Origin of the sequence: Nocardioides scoriae (genome assembly GCF_900104965.1) — a bacterium.
Classification (GTDB): domain Bacteria; phylum Actinomycetota; class Actinomycetes; order Propionibacteriales; family Nocardioidaceae; genus Marmoricola; species Marmoricola scoriae.
The window spans coordinates 4,001,544-4,020,690 of sequence record NZ_LT629757.1; the positions used below are offsets into that span (position 1 = coordinate 4,001,544).

General features: G+C 75.0%; 16 protein-coding genes. 12 read left to right on the top strand and 4 right to left on the bottom strand.

The window, feature by feature from the left end; translation table 11 throughout:
• The first annotated feature begins 2 nt into the window (after nt 1-2).
• The 5 genes from BLU55_RS18970 (at nt 3) to ftsY (ending at nt 7,083) form a co-directional block, all read left to right on the top strand.
• Complete coding sequence (locus tag BLU55_RS18970; RefSeq protein ID WP_091733047.1) at nt 3-1,304, top strand: MFS transporter; 1,302 nt, start codon at nt 3-5, stop codon at nt 1,302-1,304.
• 208 nt (nt 1,305-1,512) lie between these two features.
• A complete protein-coding gene (gene smc / locus BLU55_RS18975; RefSeq protein WP_091733050.1) occupies nt 1,513-5,073 on the top strand; it encodes a chromosome segregation protein SMC in 3,561 nt (1,186 codons plus the stop codon).
• A complete protein-coding gene (locus BLU55_RS18980; protein ID WP_091733053.1) occupies nt 5,070-5,537 on the top strand; it encodes an acyl-CoA thioesterase in 468 nt (155 codons plus the stop codon). The genes smc and BLU55_RS18980 overlap by 4 nt, the downstream gene beginning before the upstream one ends.
• 138 nt (nt 5,538-5,675) lie before the next feature.
• A complete protein-coding gene (locus BLU55_RS18985) occupies nt 5,676-5,876 on the top strand; it encodes a hypothetical protein (RefSeq protein ID WP_091733056.1) in 201 nt (66 codons plus the stop codon).
• Nucleotides 5,877-5,919: 43 nt separating this feature from the next.
• Nucleotides 5,920-7,083, top strand: a complete 1,164-nt coding sequence (ftsY, locus tag BLU55_RS18990; protein WP_091733059.1) for a signal recognition particle-docking protein FtsY — start codon at nt 5,920-5,922, stop codon at nt 7,081-7,083.
• Here ftsY and BLU55_RS18995 read toward each other — a convergent pair.
• Entirely contained in the window at nt 7,080-7,754 is a 675-nt protein-coding gene (locus BLU55_RS18995; protein WP_157682948.1) for a TetR/AcrR family transcriptional regulator, read from the bottom strand. The two genes, ftsY and BLU55_RS18995, sit on opposite strands and share 4 nt — an antisense overlap.
• A 228-nt stretch (nt 7,755-7,982) precedes the next feature.
• Between BLU55_RS18995 and BLU55_RS19000 the strand changes: the two genes are divergently transcribed.
• The 5 genes from BLU55_RS19000 (at nt 7,983) to ffh (ending at nt 13,995) form a co-directional block, all read left to right on the top strand.
• On the top strand, nt 7,983-9,317 hold the full coding sequence (locus tag BLU55_RS19000; RefSeq protein WP_091733066.1) for an ammonium transporter: 1,335 nt from the start codon (nt 7,983-7,985) through the stop codon (nt 9,315-9,317).
• Entirely contained in the window at nt 9,314-9,652 is a 339-nt protein-coding gene (locus BLU55_RS19005; RefSeq protein ID WP_091733068.1) for a P-II family nitrogen regulator, read from the top strand. The genes BLU55_RS19000 and BLU55_RS19005 overlap by 4 nt, the downstream gene beginning before the upstream one ends.
• Before the next feature lie 106 nt (nt 9,653-9,758).
• Nucleotides 9,759-10,097, top strand: coding sequence for a P-II family nitrogen regulator (locus tag BLU55_RS19010; RefSeq protein ID WP_091733071.1), 339 nt, complete (start codon nt 9,759-9,761; stop codon nt 10,095-10,097).
• Between the two features lie 7 nt (nt 10,098-10,104).
• Nucleotides 10,105-12,339 (top strand): [protein-PII] uridylyltransferase, encoded by a 2,235-nt coding sequence (locus tag BLU55_RS19015; RefSeq protein WP_157682949.1) that lies wholly within the window; start codon nt 10,105-10,107, stop codon nt 12,337-12,339.
• Nucleotides 12,340-12,432: 93 nt separating this feature from the next.
• Nucleotides 12,433-13,995 carry a signal recognition particle protein gene (ffh, locus tag BLU55_RS19020; protein WP_091733077.1) on the top strand — a complete coding sequence of 521 codons (1,563 nt, stop codon included), beginning with the start codon at nt 12,433-12,435 and terminating at the stop codon, nt 13,993-13,995.
• 75 nt (nt 13,996-14,070) lie between these two features.
• Here ffh and BLU55_RS19025 read toward each other — a convergent pair whose 3' ends face one another.
• Together BLU55_RS19025 and BLU55_RS19030 are read right to left on the bottom strand one after the other, a co-directional pair.
• Complete coding sequence (locus BLU55_RS19025; RefSeq protein ID WP_157682950.1) at nt 14,071-15,264, bottom strand: ScyD/ScyE family protein; 1,194 nt, start codon at nt 15,262-15,264, stop codon at nt 14,071-14,073.
• A gap of 174 nt (nt 15,265-15,438) precedes the next feature.
• Nucleotides 15,439-16,410: a type IV toxin-antitoxin system AbiEi family antitoxin domain-containing protein gene (locus BLU55_RS19030; protein WP_091733080.1), complete on the bottom strand. Its 972-nt coding sequence runs from the start codon at nt 16,408-16,410 to the stop codon at nt 15,439-15,441.
• A 196-nt stretch (nt 16,411-16,606) separates the two neighbouring features.
• Here BLU55_RS19030 and BLU55_RS19035 point away from each other — a divergent pair, with 196 nt between their 5' ends.
• Nucleotides 16,607-17,680, top strand: coding sequence for an amidohydrolase family protein (locus tag BLU55_RS19035; RefSeq protein WP_091733083.1), 1,074 nt, complete (start codon nt 16,607-16,609; stop codon nt 17,678-17,680).
• Complete coding sequence (locus tag BLU55_RS19040; RefSeq protein ID WP_091733086.1) at nt 17,661-18,473, top strand: putative protein N(5)-glutamine methyltransferase; 813 nt, start codon at nt 17,661-17,663, stop codon at nt 18,471-18,473. Before BLU55_RS19035 ends, BLU55_RS19040 begins: the two co-directional genes overlap by 20 nt.
• Here the strand turns inward: BLU55_RS19040 and BLU55_RS19045 are convergent.
• A complete protein-coding gene (locus BLU55_RS19045; protein WP_157682951.1) occupies nt 18,397-19,035 on the bottom strand; it encodes a hypothetical protein in 639 nt (212 codons plus the stop codon). The two genes, BLU55_RS19040 and BLU55_RS19045, sit on opposite strands and share 77 nt — an antisense overlap.
• Nucleotides 19,036-19,147 lie beyond the last annotated feature (112 nt).

The following is a 19,147-nucleotide window of genomic DNA, read 5'->3' on the forward strand; positions in this document are numbered from 1 at the left end:
TCGTGAGGTCCGTCGCGAGGTCAGCCGTCGAGCGGGTGCTGCCCGAGCGCCTCGGGCGGCCCTTCCGCTGGCTGGTCACCTCGAGCTGGATCTCCAACATCGGCGACGGGGTGGCGCTGGCGGCCGGGCCACTGCTGGTGGCCTCCGAGACGCGCTCGCCGCTGCTGGTCGCGCTGGCCGCGGTCATGCAGTTCCTGCCGCGGCTGCTCTTCGGCCTCGTCGCCGGCGTGGTGGCCGACCGGGTCGACCGCCGCCACCTGATCGCGGTCGCCAACGCCTGCCGGGTCGTGGTGCTCGCGGCGCTGGTGACCACCCTGGTGACCGGTCAGGTCTCGATCGCGGTGGTGCTGGGTGCGGTCTTCCTGCTGGGCGTGGGGGAGACCTTCGCCGACACCACGACGGCGACGCTGCTGCCGATGCTCGTCGCCAAGGCCGACCTCGGCGTGGCCAACGCGCGGCTGCTGGCCGGCATCATCACGCTCGACCAGCTGGTCGGACCGCCGCTGGGGGCGCTGCTGTTCGGGCTGGGCCGGCAGTGGCCCTTCGTCACGCAGGCGGTCTGCGTGGCGCTCAGCCTGCTGCTGGTGCTGCACCTGCAGCTCCCGGCCCACGGCCGCCGGGCGGCAGGTGCCACCGACGCGACGGGCGGGCGGGGCAGCACGCTGGTGGCCGAGATCCGCGAGGGCCTGGGCTGGGTGCGCCGCCACGCGGCCGTGCGCACGCTGGTGCTGACCATCCTCATCTTCAACGTCACCTTCGGGGCGTCCTGGTCCGTGCTGGTGCTCTACGCCCAGGAGCGCCTGGGCCTGGGCAACCTCGGGTTCGGCCTGCTGACCTCGGCGCTGGCCTGCGGCGGCATCCTCGGCACGGTCTCCTACGGCTGGCTGGAGCGGCACGTCAGCCTGGCCTGGATCATGCGCGGCGGGCTGGTCGTGGAGACCCTCACCCACCTCGTCCTGGCGCTCACCACGGTGCCGGCGGTCGCGCTGGCCACGATGTTCGTCTTCGGCGCCCACGCGTTCATCTGGGGCACCACCAGCACGGCCGTGCGGCAGCGGGCGGTGCCGATGCCGATGCAGGGACGGGTGCAGAGCGTCTACATGCTCGGCGTCACCGGCGGCTTCGTCCTCGGCTCGCTGCTGGGCGGCGTCGTGGCCCACGCGTACGGCGTGACCGCGCCCTTCTGGGTCGGGTTCGTCGGCTCGGCGGCGTTCCTGGCGCTGCTGTGGCACCAGCTGCTCCACGTCGCGCACGCCGACGAGGAGGCCCTCGCGCGCGCCGGGACGGACGAGCCGGCCTCCTAGGCCGCTCGCGCGTGGGAGCTCCTGGTCCTCGGGGCTGCCTGCTGCTCCTCGGCTCCCGCCAGCCGCGCGGCGGGGGATCCCCGGCCGGGCCCCCGCCGCAGGTAGGGTCGCAGCGCGCTGCTTCCCCGGCGCGGCACCTCGTGGTCCCGGGAGGGACGTGGCGGGCGTCGCGTCCAGCGCGTCGGTCGGTCGATCCAGGGAGCAGACGTTGTACCTCAAGAGCCTCACGCTCAAGGGCTTCAAGTCCTTCGCCTCCTCGACGACCCTGCAGCTCGAGCCCGGCATCACCTGCATCGTGGGCCCCAACGGCTCGGGCAAGTCCAACGTCGTCGACGCGCTGGCCTGGGTGATGGGCGAGCAGGGCGCCAAGTCGCTGCGCGGCGGCAAGATGGAGGACGTCATCTTCGCCGGCACCTCCGGCCGCCCGCCCCTGGGCCGTGCCGAGGTCGCGCTCACCATCGACAACACCGACGGCGCGCTGCCCATCGACTACGCCGAGATCACCATCAGCCGCACGATGTTCCGCAACGGCGGCTCGGAGTACGCCATCAACGGCAGCTCGTGCCGCCTGCTCGACGTGCAGGAGCTCCTCAGCGACTCCGGCATCGGCCGCGAGATGCACGTCATCGTCGGCCAGGGCCAGCTCGACTCCATCCTGCGCGCCACCCCGGAGGACCGGCGCGGGTTCATCGAGGAGGCGGCCGGGGTCCTCAAGCACCGCAAGCGCAAGGAGAAGGCGCTGCGCAAGCTGGAGTCGACCGAGGGCAACCTGACCCGGCTCTCGGACCTGCTCAGCGAGATCCGGCGCCAGCTCAAGCCCCTGGGCCGCCAGGCGGAGGTGGCACGGCGGGCCCAGGTCGTGCAGGCCGACGTCCGCGACGCCCGGGCCCGGCTGCTGGCCGACGACCTCGCCGGCGCGCGCACGGCGCTGCAGCAGGAGCTGGCCGACGAGGGTGCGCTGCTGGAGCGCCGGACGGCCGTCGAGCAGGCGCTGGCCACCACCCGCGAGACGGAGGCCGGCCTCGAGGAGGCGCTGCGCGCGGACCTGCCGGCCCTGGCCGCCGCCCAGGAGACGTGGTTCGGCCTGTCGGGCCTGCGCGAGCGGCTGCGCGGCACGGCCGGCCTGGCCGCCGAGCGGGTCCGCAACGCCGCCTCCCAGCCCGAGGTGCCGCAGGGGCGCGACCCCGAGGAGCTCGAGGCCGAGGCGGAGCGGGTCCAGGCGCAGGAGGACGAGACCGCCGCCGAGGTCACCCGCCACCGCGAGGGCCTCGACGCCGCGGTCGCGGCGCGCCAGGGCTCCGAGCAGGCGGCCAGCGCCGAGGAGCGCCGGGTCGCCGACCTGCAGCGCGCCGCGGCCGACCGTCGCGAGGGCCTGGCGCGGCTGCACGGCCAGGTCAACGGCCTGCGGACCCGCGCGGCCGCGGCCGAGGACGAGCTCGGCCGCCTCTCCGACGCCCGCGGGCAGGCGCTGGCGCGCGCCGAGCGCGCGCAGGCCGACTTCACCTCGCTGGAGTCCCGCGTCGCCGGCCTCGACGCCGGCGAGGAGGGGCTCGACGCGGAGCACGAGGCGGCCACCGCCGAGCTCGCCGACCTCGAGGACCGGCTCGCCAAGCTGCGCGGCGAGCAGGCCACGGCCGAGCGCGAGCGCACCGCCATGACCGCGCGCAAGGAGGCCCTCGAGATCGGCCTCAACCGCAAGGACGGGGCCGGCGCCCTGCTCGCGGCCACCGAGCGGCTCGACGGCCTGCTCGGCTCGGTCGCCGCGGTGCTGAGCGTCCGGTCGGGCTTCGAGCGCGCCGTCGCGGCCGCGCTGGGCGCCGCGTCGGACGCCGTCGTGGTCCGCGACCTCGACAGCGCCGTGGGCGCCATCGACCACCTCAAGGACGACGACCTCGGTCGGGCCGGCCTGCTGGTCGGGGGAGGGGCGCCCGACAGCGCCGCCCCTGCGTCGCTGCCGTCGGGCGCGACGTACGCCGTGGACGTGGTGGAGTGCCCCGACGACGTCCGGGCCGCCGTCGCCCGGCTGCTGGCCCACGTCGCCGTCGTCGACGACCTGCCCGCGGCCCGCGCGCTGGTCCACGACCGTCCCGAGCTGTCGGCCGTCACCCGCGAGGGCGACGTCCTCGGCACCCACTTCGCGGCCGGCGGCTCGTCCAGCGCCCCCAGCCTGCTCGAGGTCCAGGCGGCCGTCGACGAGGCCGGCGACCAGCTCGGACGGCTGGCCCACACCCTGGAGCGGCTCGGCTTCGACGCCGCCACCCTCGACCGCGAGCACGAGCAGGCCCGCCGCCGCGCCGACGTCGCGCTGGCCAAGCTCCACGAGTCGGACGCCACCCTGGCGGCCGTGGCCGAGGAGCTCGGCCAGTTCGGCTCCCAGGTCCGCAACGCCAGGGCGGAGGCGCAGCGGCTGACCGAGGCCATCGCCGCCGCCGAGGCGGGCCGCGACCGGGACCTGGAGGGGCTGGCGGCCCTGGAGCAGCGCCTGGCCGAGGCCCAGGACGCGCCCGAGGAGGACCCCGACACCGCCGAGCGCGACCGGCTGGCCGACCAGGCCCGGACGGCCCGCGGCGCCGAGACCGACGCGCGGCTGACGCTGCGCACCGCCGAGGAGCGCTTCCGCGCGCTGCAGGGCCGGGCCGACGGCCTGCGCCGCCGCGCGCGCTCCGAGCGCGAGGCCCGCGCCGCCGCCCTGGCCCGGCGCGAGCAGCTGCTGGCCGAGGGGCGCACCGGCGAGGCCGTCGGCCGCGCCGTGGCCCAGGTGCTCGCCCGGCTCGAGGAGTCGGTGGCCGTCGCCGCCGCCGAGCGGGCCCAGGTGGAGGCCGGCCGGGTGGGTCGCGAGACCGCGCTCCGCGAGACCCGGGTGGCGCTGCGCGACCTCGGCCGCGAGCTCGACGGCCTGGTCAACGAGGGACACCGCGACGAGCTCGCCCGCGCCCAGCAGCAGATGCGCATCGAGCAGCTCGAGGAGCGCGCCCTCGACGAGCTCGGCCTCGACGCCGACGCCCTGGTCGCCGACTACGGCCCCGACCAGCTGGTGCCGCAGCTGCGCGTCACCGACTCCGGCGAGCTCGCCACGGGCGACGACGCCCCGCCGCCGGTCCCGTTCGACCGCCAGGAGCAGACCGCGCGCCTCAAGCTGGCCGAGCGTGCCCTGGCCCAGCTCGGTCGGATCAACCCGCTGGCGCTCGAGGAGTTCTCCGCCCTGGAGGAGCGCCACAAGTTCCTCACCGAGCAGCTGGAGGACCTGCGCAGCACCCGCAAGGACCTGCTCGACATCGTCCGCCAGGTCGACGACCGCGTCGAGCAGGTCTTCACCGAGGCGTACGCCGACGTCAGCCGGGCCTTCGACGCCACCTTCGCCCGCCTCTTCCCGGGCGGCGAGGGCCGCCTGGTGCTGACGGACCCCTCCGACATGCTCACCACCGGGGTCGAGGTCGAGGCCCGGCCGCCGGGCAAGAAGGTCAAGCGGCTCTCGCTGCTCTCCGGCGGCGAGCGCTCCCTGGTCGCCGTGGCGTTCCTGGTGGCGCTGTTCAAGGCGCGGCCCTCGCCGTTCTACATCCTCGACGAGGTCGAGGCCGCCCTCGACGACACCAACCTGGGTCGGCTGCTGGAGATCTACGAGGAGCTGCGCGAGAACTCCCAGCTGCTCGTCATCACCCACCAGAAGCGGACGATGGAGGTCGGCGACGCGCTGTACGGCGTCACGATGCGCGGCGACGGCGTCTCCGCGGTCATCTCGCAGCGGCTGCGCGAGCAGGAGAGCGCGTGAGCCGCGCGCCCGCCCCCGGCCGCGAGGAGTACGCCGTGTGGCGGCTCGCCACGACCCGGTGGGCCGACGACGACGTCTACGGCCACATGAACAACGCCCGCTACTTCGAGCTGATCGACACCGCGGTCAACGCCCACCTCTCGGAGGCCACCGGGGTCGACATCCGGGCCCTCGACGCGGTCGGGGTGGTGGCCGAGGTCGGCTGCCGCTACTTCCACGAGGTCGGCTACCCGCGGCCCGTCGACCTGGGGCTCGTGGTCGACCACGTCGGCACCTCGTCGGTGGTCTACCGCGTCGGCGTCTTCCAGGGCGACGCGGACGCCGAGGGCGCGACCGCGGCCGCGGAGGGCCGCTTCGTGCACGTCTACGTCGACAACACCGCCGACCGGGCCGCCGGCGCCCGCGGCACCCGCCCGGTCCCCGACGTGGTCCGCGCAGCCGTCACGCCGCTGCTGCGTCGCTGAACGGCGCCGTCGGGGGCGACACGCAGCCCCGTGGTCGATTTGGCCCCGTCCGGGTGGTCTGCCACGCTCGACGGAGCAGGCGCCGCCCAGCGGCGCCCGCGCCTTCCCCGACTCTTCCCCCGACGAAGGAGCCCCCTCATGGGAGCCATCGTGGTCGTGGTGCTCGTCGCCCTCGCGCTCGCCGCCACCGTCATCGTGTACGCCGCCTACCCCTACCGCGGGGCCCAGACCCCGCTCTCGCCGCGCGTCGGCGAGGTGATGCGCCGCGGGGTCGACTCGCTGCCCACGCTCGACCCCCAGGCGGATCCGGAGCGCGTGCCCGTGCCCGCCGGGCGCTGACCCGCCCCACCCGCGCCGCGGGGGCGTCTGTTTGGATCGGGGCATGAGCGCTGTCCTGATCTACGTCGTCGTCGGAGTCGCGATCCTCGTCCTCGGCGGGGCGATCGGCCTGATCGCGTTCGTCAACGGGCGCAAGCAGCCCAAGGCCCCCCCGGCGGACCGCGGCGGCGGGGTCATCACCGAGGAGCGTCCCCCCGGGGGACCCGGTCCCCTCGAGGCGCCGACCGACGAGGTCCCCGACGAGGAGACCGGTGCTCCGGTCACCACGCTCGAGCGGCCCGAGGGCACCGCCGGACGCCTGGTCCGGCTGCGCCAGCGCCTCTCGCGCTCGCAGGGCGGCCTGGGCCGTGGCCTGCTGCTGCTCCTCTCGCGCGACCGCCTCGACGAGGACACGTGGGAGGAGATCGAGGACACCCTCATCACCGCCGACGTCGGCGTCGGGCCCACGACCGAGCTGGTCGAACGACTGCGCACCCGGCTCCGCGTCGAGGGCAGCGCCAGCCAGGCCCACGACGTGCTCCGCGAGGAGCTGCTCGCGCTCGTCGACCCCGAGATGGACCGCCGCATCGCCATCACCGGCGAGGGCGACCTGCCCGGCGTGGTCCTCGTGGTCGGCGTCAACGGGGCCGGCAAGACCACCTCGGTCGGCAAGCTGGCGCGGGTGCTGGTCGCCGAGGACAAGACCGTCGTCCTCGGTGCGGCCGACACCTTCCGCGCCGCCGCCACCGAGCAGCTCAGCACCTGGGGCGAGCGGGTCGGCGTCCACGTCGTCACCGGCCCGGAGGGCTCGGACCCGGCCAGCGTGGCCTTCGACTCGGTCCGCACCGGCATGGAGCAGGGGGCCGACGTGGTGGTCATCGACACCGCCGGGCGCCTGCAGAACAAGGCCGGCCTCATGGACGAGCTCGGCAAGGTCAAGCGGGTGGTCGAGAAGCAGGCCCGGGTGACCGAGGTGCTGCTGGTGCTCGACGCGACGACCGGCCAGAACGGCCTGGTGCAGGCGCGGGTCTTCCGCGACGTCGTCGACGTCACCGGCATCGTGCTGACCAAGCTGGACGGCTCGGCCAAGGGCGGCATCGTGGTCGCCGTGCAGCGCGAGCTCGGCGTCCCCGTCAAGCTCGTGGGGGTCGGCGAGGGCGCCGACGACCTGGCGCCCTTCGAGCCGCACGCCTTCGTCGACGCGCTGCTGGGCCAGGACCAGGCCTAGGTCGCGACCCCGCGCACCACCAGCTCCACCAGCTCGTCGACCTCGTCGACGGCCGGCGGCTCGGTGCGCATCACCGTGGCCACCACGATCAGGCCCATGAGCATCCGCACGGCGGCCGGCAGCGGCACGTCGGGCCGCACCTCGCCGCGGGCCACACCGCGCTCGAAGATCTGCATCGCGCTGGTCTCCGCGCGCTGGCTGGCCTCCCGGTAGAGCGAGGCCATCCGGTCGTCGCGCATCGACTCCTTGACCAGGGTGCGCAGGTAGTCCGCGCCGGCGGGGGAGTTGGCGAAGAGCAGCGTGGAGCGGAACGCCTCGGTCAGGTCCTGGCGCAGCGAGCCGGTGTCCGGCACCGGCATCTCGTCGCGGTAGAGCTGCTCCATGGCGGCGAGCGCGAGGTCCTCCTTGCGGGCCCAGCGGCGGTAGACGGTGGCCTTGCCGACGCCGGCGTTGCTGGCGACCTCGTCGACCGTCATGGCGTCGAAGCCGCGGAGCAGGATGAGCGAGGAGGCGGCGGCGAGGATGCGGCCGTCGGCCTCCGGGTCGCGCGGCCGGCCGCGCTTGCGGCGCACGGGCGGCCCGTCCGCTGGCGCGGGCGGGCTGACCCTCGTGGCCAGGGGGACGACCGCCGGGGCGGTGTCGACCTGGGCTCCCATCGTGCTGGCTCTCACGCTTGAAAGGATAGGGAGGCTTGATGTAAGTTCGTGCGCTTTTTCCGAAATGTACCGATTTAACACGGGCGTAACACGGCCCCCCCAGGTGTGACCTCCAGGAAACGTCGGTCACAGGTCGGCGAAACCTCCTCCACGCATTGTTCTCCCCACCAGGGCCGCGCCGCTCGACGACGCAGTCGACTCGGGCGCGGTCCACGCAGGTCACTCACCACCACTGGAGGTCCCATGGATACGGGCGATACCGCCTGGGTGCTCACGTCAGCCGCACTCGTGCTGCTGATGACACCCGGACTGGCGTTGTTCTACGGCGGCATGGTCCGCGCGAAGAGCGTGCTGAACATGATGATGATGAGCTTCGGAGCACTCGCCCTGATCGGCGTGCTCTGGATCCTCTACGGCTACTCGATGGCGTTCGGCAACGACATCGGCGGCGGGCTGCTCGGCAACCCGACCGAGTTCCTCGGCCTCAAGGGCCTGATGAGCGAGGACTCGCTGGTCTTCACCATCCCCTCGCTGGCCTTCGTGGGCTTCCAGGCCGTCTTCGCGATCATCACGGTCGCGCTGATCTCGGGTGCGATCGCGGACCGGGCCCGCTTCGGCCCCTGGATGCTGTTCGCCGGCATCTGGGCCACGATCGTCTACTTCCCGGTCGCCCACTGGGTGTTCTCCTTCGACGAGGGCACCGCCCCCGTCGGCGGCTGGATCGCCAACAAGCTGGCCGCGATCGACTTCGCCGGCGGCACCGCGGTCCACATCAACGCCGGTGCGGCCGGCCTCGCCCTGGCCATCGTCCTGGGCAAGCGCCTGGGCTGGCGCCGCGACCCGATGCGGCCGCACAACCTCCCGCTGGTGATGCTCGGTGCCGGCCTGCTGTGGTTCGGCTGGTTCGGCTTCAACGCCGGCTCCGCGCTGGGCGCCAACACCATCGCCGCCGTCACCTGGGTCAACACCCTCGGTGCCACCGCTGCCGCCGCCCTGGGCTGGCTGCTGGTGGAGAAGATGCGCGACGGCCACGCCACCTCGCTGGGTGCCGCCTCGGGCGTCGTCGCCGGCCTGGTGGCCATCACTCCCGCGTGCTCCGCGGTCAACCCCGTGGGCGCCCTCGTCATCGGCGTCCTCGCCGGCGTGCTCTGCGCCCTGGCCGTCGGCCTGAAGTACAAGTTCGGCGTCGACGACTCGCTCGACGTCGTCGGGGTCCACCTCGTGGGTGGTCTGTGGGGCACGCTCGCCATCGGCTTCTTCGCCACGTCCAACGCACCGGCCGGTGTCGACGGGCTCTTCTTCGGCGGTGGCGTCGACCAGCTGTGGCGCCAGGCCGTCGGGGCGTTCGCCGTGCTGGCGTACTCCTTCGTCCTGACCCTGGTCATCGGCTTCGCCATCTCCAAGACGATCGGCTTCCGCATCGAGGAGGAGGACGAGGTCGAGGGCATCGACTTCACCGAGCACTCCGAGACGGGCTACGACTTCGTGTCCCGCTCGGGCGGCTCCAGCATCCTGAGCGGCGGTGCCCTCAAGCCGGGCACCCAGTCCGACGCCGAGGCGAGGGGGGTCAACGCATGAAGCTCGTGACCGCGGTCATCAAGCCGCACAAGTGGGAAGAGGTCCGCGCTGCGCTGGAGGCCTTCGGGGTCACCGGCATGACCGTGAGCGAGGTCAGCGGCTACGGCCGGCAGAAGGGCCACACCGAGGTCTACCGGGGCGCGGAGTACGACATCGCCCTGGTGCCCAAGATCCGGGTCGAGATCATCATCGACGACGCCGACGTCGAGGACGTCTCCGGCATCGTCGTCAAGGCGGCCCAGACGGGTCGCATCGGTGACGGCAAGGTGTGGATCTCGCCCGTCGAGAGCGTCGTGCGCGTGCGCACCGGCGACCGCGACGAAGCCGCGATCTGACAGGTCCGTGACGACGCCCGCAGCGGCGCCACCGCGTTCGGCGCGGTCGGTGTCCGCTGCGGGCGTCGTGCTGTGTCCGGGGTCCCCGGGCTGAGAGGGTGGAGGCATGAAGATCGTGACCGCGGTGATCAAGCCGCACAAGTGGGAAGAGGTCCGCGCCGCGCTCGAGGCGGTCGGCGTCACCGGGATGACGGTCAGCGAGGTCAGCGGCTACGGCCGGCAGAAGGGCCACACCGAGGTCTACCGCGGCGCGGAGTACGACGTCTCGCTCGTGCCCAAGGTCCGTCTCGAGATCGTGGTCGACGACGCCGACGTCGAGGCCGTCACCGAGGCGGTCGTGACCGCCGCGCGGACTGGTCGCATCGGCGACGGCAAGGTGTGGGTCTCCTCCGTGGAGTCCGTGGTGCGGGTCCGCACCGGGGACCGGGACGAGTCGGCCCTCTGAGGCCGCGGTGACCGCCGCCGAGCGCGCGGAGCGCACCCGCGAGGCCGACGCCCTGTGCGAGGCCGCCTTCGCGAAGGCGGGCTGCCCCGAGTCGGGCGTGGCCCTGGTCGCCGTGGGCGGCTACGGCCGGGGCGAGCTGGCGCCGTACAGCGACCTCGACGTCGTGCTCGTCATGGACGACGCCGTCGAGGTCGGCGACTGGGCGGGCCTGGTGTGGTACCCGCTGTGGGACTCCGGGACGACGATCGACCACTCGGTGCGGACCGTCGGCGAGGTGCTCGAGCAGGCCCGCGCCGACCTGCGCGTGGCCACCGGCATGCTCGACGTGCGCCACCTCGCGGGCGACCCCAGCCTGACCCTGCAGCTGCGCACGGCCGTGCTGACCCAGTGGCGGCGCGACGCCCGCACCCGGCTCGGCGAGCTGCGCGAGCTGGTCACCAGCCGCGGTCGCACCAACGGCGAGCTCGCCCACGCCTCGGTCCCCGACCTCAAGGAGTCGGTCGGCGGGCTGCGCGACGCCACCGTCCTCAAGGCGCTGGTCGCCAGCTGGCTGGTCGACGTGCCCCACGGCGACCTCGAGCGGTGCCGGGTGGCGCTGCTCGACGTGCGCGACGCGCTCCAGACCTCGGCGGGCCGGGCCACGGACCGGGTGGTGCCGGAGTACTGGGGCGACATCGCCGACGCCCTCGGCCTGCCCGACGCCCAGGCGGCCCAGGTCCACACCCGGCGGCTCGCCCGCCGGCTCACGCACCTCTCGCGGCTGGCCTGGCGACGCGCCGAGGCGACGCTGCGCGAGCCCCACCCCACCCGCAAGCGGGCGCCGCAGCTGCAGCGGATCGCCCCGGGCGTCGCGATCTCCTTCGAGGAGGTCGTCCTCGACCGGGGTGCCCCCATCGGCGAGGACCCGCTGCTGCTGCTCCGCTGTGCCACCGAGGCCGCCGAGCGCGACCTCGTGCTGGCCCCCACCACGGCCGCGCGGCTGGTCCGCGAGGGCGTGGCGCTGCCCGACCCCTGGCCCGCCGGGGCCCGCGACCTGCTCGTGCGGCTGCTCGCGGCCGGTCCCGGGCTGCTGGCGGTGTGGGAGACCCTCGACGAGACCGGCGCCCTGGAGCGCGTGCTGCCCGAGTGGGAGCGGGTGCGGCTGCTGCCGCACGCCTCGGTCGTGCACCGCTTCACCGTCGACCGGCACCTGGTCGAGACCTGCATCGAGGCCGCCCGGCTGATCCGTCGCGTGGCGCGCCCCGACGTGCTCATGGTCGCGGCGCTGCTCCACGACATCGGCAAGGGGCAGCTGACCGAGCACTGCGTCGCGGGGGAGCCGATCGCGCGCGAGATCGCCGAGCGGATCGGGTTCGACGCCGACGAGGTCGAGCTGATCGGCGACCTGGTGCGCTGGCACCTGCTCCTGCCCGAGACCGCCACCACCCGCGACCCCGACGATCCCGCGACCGTCGAGCTGGTGACCGCCCGGGTCCGCGACCGCGAGGAGCTCGAGCTGCTGGCGGCCCTCACCGAGGCCGACGCGCGGGCCACCTCCGACAAGGCGTGGACCCGCTGGCGGGCCTCGCTCGTGGCCGGGCTGGTGCGCCGTGCGGCCGCCGTGCTGGCCGACGAGCCGGTGCCCAGCGACGAGAGCGACGAGCTGGGCGTGCCCGAGGCCGTCGCGCGCGACGCCTCGGCCGTGTCCGTCGAGGTCGAGGAGAGCGGCGACGGCTCGCGCGTCACCGTCTGCTCGGGCGACCGGATCGGCCTGCTCGCCGACGCCGCCGCGATGCTGGCCCTGCAGCGGGTCTCGGTGCGCGCGGCCCGGGCCTGGACCCAGGACCACGTCGGCTTCTCGGTGTGGGACGTGGCCGAGACCGGGCTCGACGCCATCCTGCTGCGCCAGCGCCTCGAGGCGATCGTGGACCGCCGCATCGACGCCGCCGACCGGCTCAGCCGCGTCACGCCCGTCCGCCTCGAGCCCACGGTTGCCGTGCGCTCGGACGCCTCGCCGACGGCCACCGTCATCGAGGTCCGCTCCGCCGACCGGCCCGGGCTGATCCACACCGTGTGCGCCACGCTCGCCGCCCAGGAGATCTCGGTGCGCTCGGCCCACGTCTCGACGCTGGGGCCGCAGGCGGTCGACGTCTTCTACGTCCAGGAGGCCTTCGCGGGGGCGCTCTCGGACGAGCGGGCGTCGGCGGCGGCGCACGCCGTGCGGCAGGCGCTGGTCGCGACGTACGCCGCCCCGCCGCGCTGAGCCACCGGCCCGGCTAGGCTGGACCCTCGGTCGGCCGGGCAGTCCCGAGGCCCGACCACCGCCCCCCGACGTCGTCACCCGAGGTAACCCCACGTGTTCGCCACGCTCTCCGACCGGCTCTCCGACTCCTTCAAGAACCTCCGCGGCAAGGGTCGCCTCTCCGAGGCCGACATCGACGCCACCGCCCGCGAGATCCGTCTCGCGCTGCTGGAGGCCGACGTCGCCCTGCCCGTGGTCAAGGAGTTCGTGGCCGCGGTCAAGGAGCGGGCGCGCGGCGCCGAGGTCAGCGGGGCGCTCAACCCGGCCCAGCAGGTCATCAAGATCGTCAACGACGAGCTGGTCACCATCCTCGGCGGCGAGACCCGGCGGCTGCGGTTCGCCAAGCAGGCGCCCACCGTGATCATGCTGGCCGGCCTCCAGGGCGCCGGCAAGACCACGCTCGCGGCCAAGCTGGCGCTGTGGCTCAAGGACCAGGGCTCCAGCCCGATGCTCGTCGCGGCCGACCTGCAGCGCCCCAACGCGGTCAAGCAGCTCCAGGTCAACGGCGAGCGGGCCGGCGTCACGGTCTTCGCCCCCGAGCCGGGCAACGCCCAGGGCGTCGAGCACGGCGGCGACCCGGTCGACGTCGCGCGCCGCGCCATCGAGGAGGCCCGCCGCACGCTCCACGACGTCGTCATCGTCGACACCGCCGGTCGCCTCGGCATCGACGAGGAGCTGATGCAGCAGGCCGCGGACATCCGCGACGCCGTCGACCCCGACGAGGTGCTCTTCGTCGTCGACGCCATGATCGGCCAGGACGCCGTCCGGACCGCCCAGGCCTTCCTCGACGGCGTCGGCTACGACGGCGTCGTCCTGACCAAGCTCGACGGTGACGCCCGCGGTGGTGCGGCGCTGTCGATCGCGAAGATGACCGGCAAGCCCGTCATGTTCGCCTCCAACGGCGAGAAGCTCACCGACTTCGACCTCTTCCACCCCGACCGGATGGCCTCGCGCATCCTCGACATGGGTGACCTGCTCACCCTCATCGAGCAGGCCGAGAAGACCTTCGACGCCGACCAGGCCGCCAAGGCCGCGGCCAAGCTCCAGGGCCAGGGCGGGGAGTTCACGCTCGACGACTTCCTCGAGCAGATGCAGCAGGTCCGCAAGATGGGCTCGCTGACCAAGATGCTCGGGATGCTGCCCGGCATGGGCCAGTTCCGCGAGCAGCTCGAGAACTTCGACGAGCGCGAGATCGACCGCATCCAGGCGATCATCCAGTCGATGACGCCCGCCGAGCGCGCCCACCCGAAGATGATCGACGGGTCGCGCCGCTCCCGCATCGCCAAGGGGTCGGGCCGCCAGGTCTCCGACGTCAACCAGCTCGTCGACCGCTTCTTCGAGGCGCGCAAGATGATGCAGCAGATGGCCCGCGGCGGGGCCCCCGGCCTGCCGGGCATGCCCGGCGCGGGCATGGGCAAGAAGGCCAAGGGCCGCCAGGCGCCCCAGAAGCGTGCCGCCAAGGGCAAGCGCGTCTCGGGCAACCCGGCCAAGCGCGGCCAGGGTGCCGCTCCCGCGGCCGAGCCGGCTCCCGGCACCGCCCTGGGCCTCGGCGGTCAGGACGCCCCGGCCGCCTTCGACCCCGCGCAGCTGCCGGACCTGTCGAAGTACCTCAAGTAGCCCACCCGGAAGCCGACCGCGTCGAGCGCGACGCGGTCGGCTGGCCCCGGGACGGCGTGGGTCAGCGCGCGGGCGTCACCCCAGGGGCACCCGCGTCACGGTGCCGCCGTCGGCGCACACGCTGCAGGTGGTGACGTACGCCGCGCGGCCGCGCACCGCGACGCCGTACGGCGCCGCCAGGCCGGACGCCACGGTGCTCGGCGAGCTGGACCCCCTCGCGACCCGCACCAGCGAACCGCTCGGCAGCTCGCCCTCGGGGGTGCCGAGCAGCCCGGCGTCGGCGAGCTGCACGGCGTGCAGCCGGCCGCGGTGCCAGGTCAGGTCGGTGACGTTGGTCAGGCCGGTGGCCCAGACCGTCGGGGCCCGGCCGGGCACGACGCGGAAGACCTTGGCGCCGCCCTGCGGGAACGGGAAGCCGACGAGCTGGCTGACGAAGAACGACCCGCCGGGGCCGCGGGTCACCGACGTCGGCACCGCCTGGGCGTCGATCGCGGGTCCGCCGAACGGGTTCGGGACGCCCGCCGTGACCGGGAAGGTCGCCACGGTGCTCACCCGGCCGACGCGGGCCCGGAGCAGGTCGTTGCCGCCGGCGTCGGACACCAGCACCCCCGAGCCGGTGCGGACCAGGCCGCCCGGGTTGCTGTCGGGGCCGGCGCCGTCGGGGTCGGTGTCCTGCTCGTGGGCGACGAGATCGGCCAGCACGAACCGGCCGCCGCCGAGGGTGCCGCCCATCACCGTGCCGAGCTGGCGCCGGGCGGGCGGGGGCAGCTGGCGCCGGAAGTCCTCGTCGCCGCCGAGCCCGATCGAGACCCGGTAGCCGCCCCGCGGCCCGACGGCCACGTCGGTCGGCCCGGTGGCCTGGTTGCCACCCTCGGCCGCGAGCGACGGCAGCCCGGTCACGACGCGGCGCTGCTTCCCGCGGGCCAGCATCGTGACCGCCCCGCTGGCGCCGTAGCAGACCTCGTCGGACTCGGCGCCGGCCACGCACGGCCCCGACCCGCCGACCCCGGACTCGGCCACGAACAGCCGACCCCGCCGGTCGAAGGAGAGCTGGCGCGGGTTGTCGAGGCCGGAGGCCACCACGCGGGTGCGCGCGGCGTCGTCGGCCGAGCCGGCCCGGGCGGCCCGACCCGCGGCGGTGGGGGCAGCGGTCGAGGCCGGCGCGGCCAGGGTGACGGCCGCGGTGGCCAGCGCCGTGCCGAGCACGGCGGTCAGGCGCAGCCGGCGGGCGGAGCGCGTGGGGCGGCGGGTGGAGGCGGGCAGGGACATCGGTGGCTCCTGGGGGTGGGCAGGTCGTCCCACACCGTGGACCCGCCATTTTCGAGACCGCAAGGCCGGTCTAGGACGCTGAATCCGCCCATAGTCGGGCCAGTGGCACCAACCGGCCCGCGGGTCGGGGCGCCGGGGCCGTCTGCGTGGAGCATCCCGGGCACCCGGTGCCGATCATGCTCCGCGCTCGACCGGGCACGACGGTCCGCACGGGACCGGTTGGCCGGCCCATCCACGGGCCTGGAGCACCTGGCCCACCGCACGGGCGGTGCGGCACGGGTCCAGCACCTGGTGCCACCCGAGCCGGAGAGTGACCGCACCGCAGACCAGGGTCGCGACGTCCCGTCGGAGGTCGCTCCACCGGTCGCGCGCGAGCTCGTGGCCCAGGCGACCGTCGAGCTCGACCACGGTGGCGTGGGCGGCGTATTCGACGTCGCGGTAGGTGGTCCGGCCCCCGACCGCGAAGCGGGTCTGGCGGCCGCCGCGGGGCAGGCCGTGGCGGCGCTCGACGTCGACCAGGTAGGTCTGCTCGAGCACCGAGTGGGACCCGGTCGCCACGTCTCCCAGGAGCTGGGTGACCAGGGCGCGCCGGCGCATCCGGGAACGCCGCGCCAGGGCCGCCAGGAGCCGGGGCGCAGTGGTGCGTCGGCTGGCGACCGCGTCGGTGAGCACCGCCACGGCCGCGGCGTCGGACGTGGCGTGCGCGGCCAGGTCGAGCACGACCGGCTCGAGCCGCAGGCGCGGTGGCGACAGGTGGGACAGGACCTCCTGGTCGAAGCGAGCCAGGCGCACCACGACGATGCCGCGGCCGGGTCGCAGCCGTCGCTCCCGATCAACGGCCAGGTGGACGACGGCGTCCTCGACACCCGGCCCGCCCTCGCGCCCCGTCCGCACCCCGTGGTGACGCAGGGCCGACCAGCCGGCCAGCGCGGCAGGAGCATGGTGGAGCACGGCAGCCCACTCCCGCTGGACCTGGGTCGGCGGACCGGTGTGCGCGACGTAGGTGCCGGGGTGCACCCGCGCCCACCGCCGCTGTCGCAGCATCCGCGCGACGTCGTCGTCGTCACCTCCTGCCGCGAGCACCTGCCTGCGCGAGACGACCTGCTCCTGGCGGGCGAGGAACCTGGCCACTGCCTGCTCGTCCATCCTCGGAGCCTCGTGGACCTGGGGCGCCGGGGCCAGGTCGTGGTTGGGGCCTGTGGACGAGGTGGGGCCGGTCCGACTTCGTCGTGGAGCATCCCGGGTACCTGCTGCCGATCATGCTCCACGGACCGGCGCGGACCGGCTCGGCCCGGGCGGCGGGAGCGGGATGCCCGGGAGGACCCGCGGTAGCGTCGCGCGCATGGCAGCGCAGCGATTCGCCGGACCGGTGCTCCCCGACGGCGAGACGAGGGACCTGTACGTCGTCGACGGTCGGGTCACCTACGAGAAGCAGGCCGGCGCGGAGACCGTCGCCAGCGGGTGGATCGTGCCGGGCCTGGTGGACGCCCACTGCCACCTCGGCCTCGACGACGACGGCGCGGTCAGCGACGCGGCGACCGAGGAGCAGGCGATCCTCGACCGCGACGGCGGCGCGCTGCTCATCCGCGACTGCGGCTCGGCGGCCGACACCGCCTGGGTCCACGAGCGCGAGGACCTGCCCCGGCTGATCCGGGCCGGGCGCCACATCGCGCGGACCAGGCGCTACATCCGGGGCTACGCCCACGAGGTCGAGCCGGACCAGCTGTCGGCGTACGTCGCCCAGGAGGCGCAGCGCGGCGACGGGTGGGTGAAGCTGGTCGGGGACTGGATCTCGCGCGACGCCGGTGACCTGACCCCGTCGTTCAGCCCCGAGGACTTCGCCGAGGCCATCCGCACCGCCCACGAGCACGGCGCCAAGGTGACGGCGCACTGCTTCGGCACCGACGTGCTCCCGGGCCTGATCGCCGCGGGCATCGACTGCCTCGAGCACGGCACCGGCCTCACGCCCGAGCTGATCGACTCGATGGTCGCGGGCTCGGTGGCGCTGGTGCCGACGGTGATGCAGCTGGAGAAGTTCCCGGAGTACGCCGAGGCGGGCGCGGCCAAGTTCCCGGCGTACGCCGAGACGATGACCGACCTGCACGCCCGTCGCCGCGAGACGCTGATGAACGCCCACGAGGCCGGCGTGCAGCTGTACGCCGGGTCCGACGGCGGCGGGGTCGCCCGCCACGGCAACCTGGCCGGCGAGGTCGTCGCGCTGCACGAGCTCGGCCTGAGCACCGAGGCGGCGCTGGGGGCGGCGTCGTGGCGGGCCCGGGAGTGGCTGGGCCTGGACGGCCGCCTCTCGGAGGGCAGCAGCGCCGACTTCGTGGTGTACGACGCCGACCCGCTCGCCGACCTCGGCGTGCTCCACCGCCCCGCCGTCGTCGTGCTGCGTGGACGCGTCGTCGCCTGACGCCGACCCGGAGCTGGTCGCCCGGCTGCGGGCGGCCGGCTGCGTGTTCGCCGAGGACGAGGCCGCCCTGCTGGTCGGGGCCGCCGACGGGACGCGCGCCCTCGATGACCTCGTCGCCCGCCGGGTGGCGGGGGAGCCGCTCGAGCAGGTGCTCGGCTGGGCGGAGTTCTGCGGCCGCCGGGTCCGGGTGCTGCCCGGCGTCTTCGTGCCGCGCCGCCGCACCGAGGCGATGGCGCGGCTGGCCGTGCGGCTGCTGCGGGACCGCCCGGCACCGCGGGTGGTCGACCTGTGCTGCGGCACCGGCGCGATCGCCCTCGTGGTCGCGCAGGAGGTCCCCGGCGCGGAGGTGCACGCCGCCGACCTCGACCCGGTCGCGGTGGCCTGCGCGCGGCTGGAGCTGCCCCCGGGCACGGTCTACGAGGGCGACCTGTTCGACGCGCTGCCCCGGCGGCTGCGCGGCCTGCTGGACGTGGTGACCTGCAACGCGCCGTACGTCCCGACCGGCCGGATCGCCCTGATGCCGCCCGAGGCCCGCGACCACGAGCACCGGGTCGCCCTCGACGGGGGCGCCGACGGCCTGGACCTGCACCGCCGGGTGGCCGCCTCGGCACCGGCGTGGCTGGCGCCCGGGGGCGTGCTGCTGCTGGAGTGCAGCCCGGCTCAGGCGCCGGTCTCGGCGGCGGCCTGCGCGGGCGCCGGGCTCCTCGCCGAGGTCCTCACCAGGCCGGAGGAGGGCTCGACGGTGGTCCTGGCGCGGCGGCCGGGGCCCGGTCCGACCGCGGCGGACGGCTGAGCCAGAGCACCAGCGTCGTCACCAGGACGGCGAGGCCGGAGCCCCCGAGCAGCAGCGACCCCAGGACCGTGGCGACCAGCCCCACGGCGAAGCCGGCGCCGAGCGGGCTGCCCACCCGGAGGGCGTCCACGGGGCTCGCGCACCCGATCCGGACCTCCGCGCTCGGGCTCGTGAAGGTCGCGACGCCCACCCAGGTGCGGCCCATCGTGGTCACGGTGGTGCTGGTCGTGGTGGGCTCGAGCGCGAGGTCGGTGCCGTCCGCGGTGGTGACGGCGCAGTCGGGGACCGGCTCGCCCCGGGGCACGAAGACCATCCGCTCCTCGCCCACGGGCACCCCCACCCCGACCGGCCGGCCCGCCCCGCGGAGCAGGACCACGGCGTCCGTCGCGACGCCGCGCGAGACGGTGAGGAACAGGCCGGTCGCGAGGACGGCCGCGCCCAGGAGGACCAGCACCCCACCGACCACGAACCACCGGGCGCGCGGCCGTGGCCTGGTCGGGCGGACGGGTCCGGCGGCGGGCCCGGCGGCGTACGACGGGGGAGGCGGTGGCGTCTGGCTCACCCCAGGATCGTGCCACCGCGGGAGCGGCCGGTGGCTCGATTCGGTCGTGGTCGCGGGGCGTGGCAGAATGACGCGCTGAGTCGTGCGCCGACCGGACCCTCTCATCCGGCCG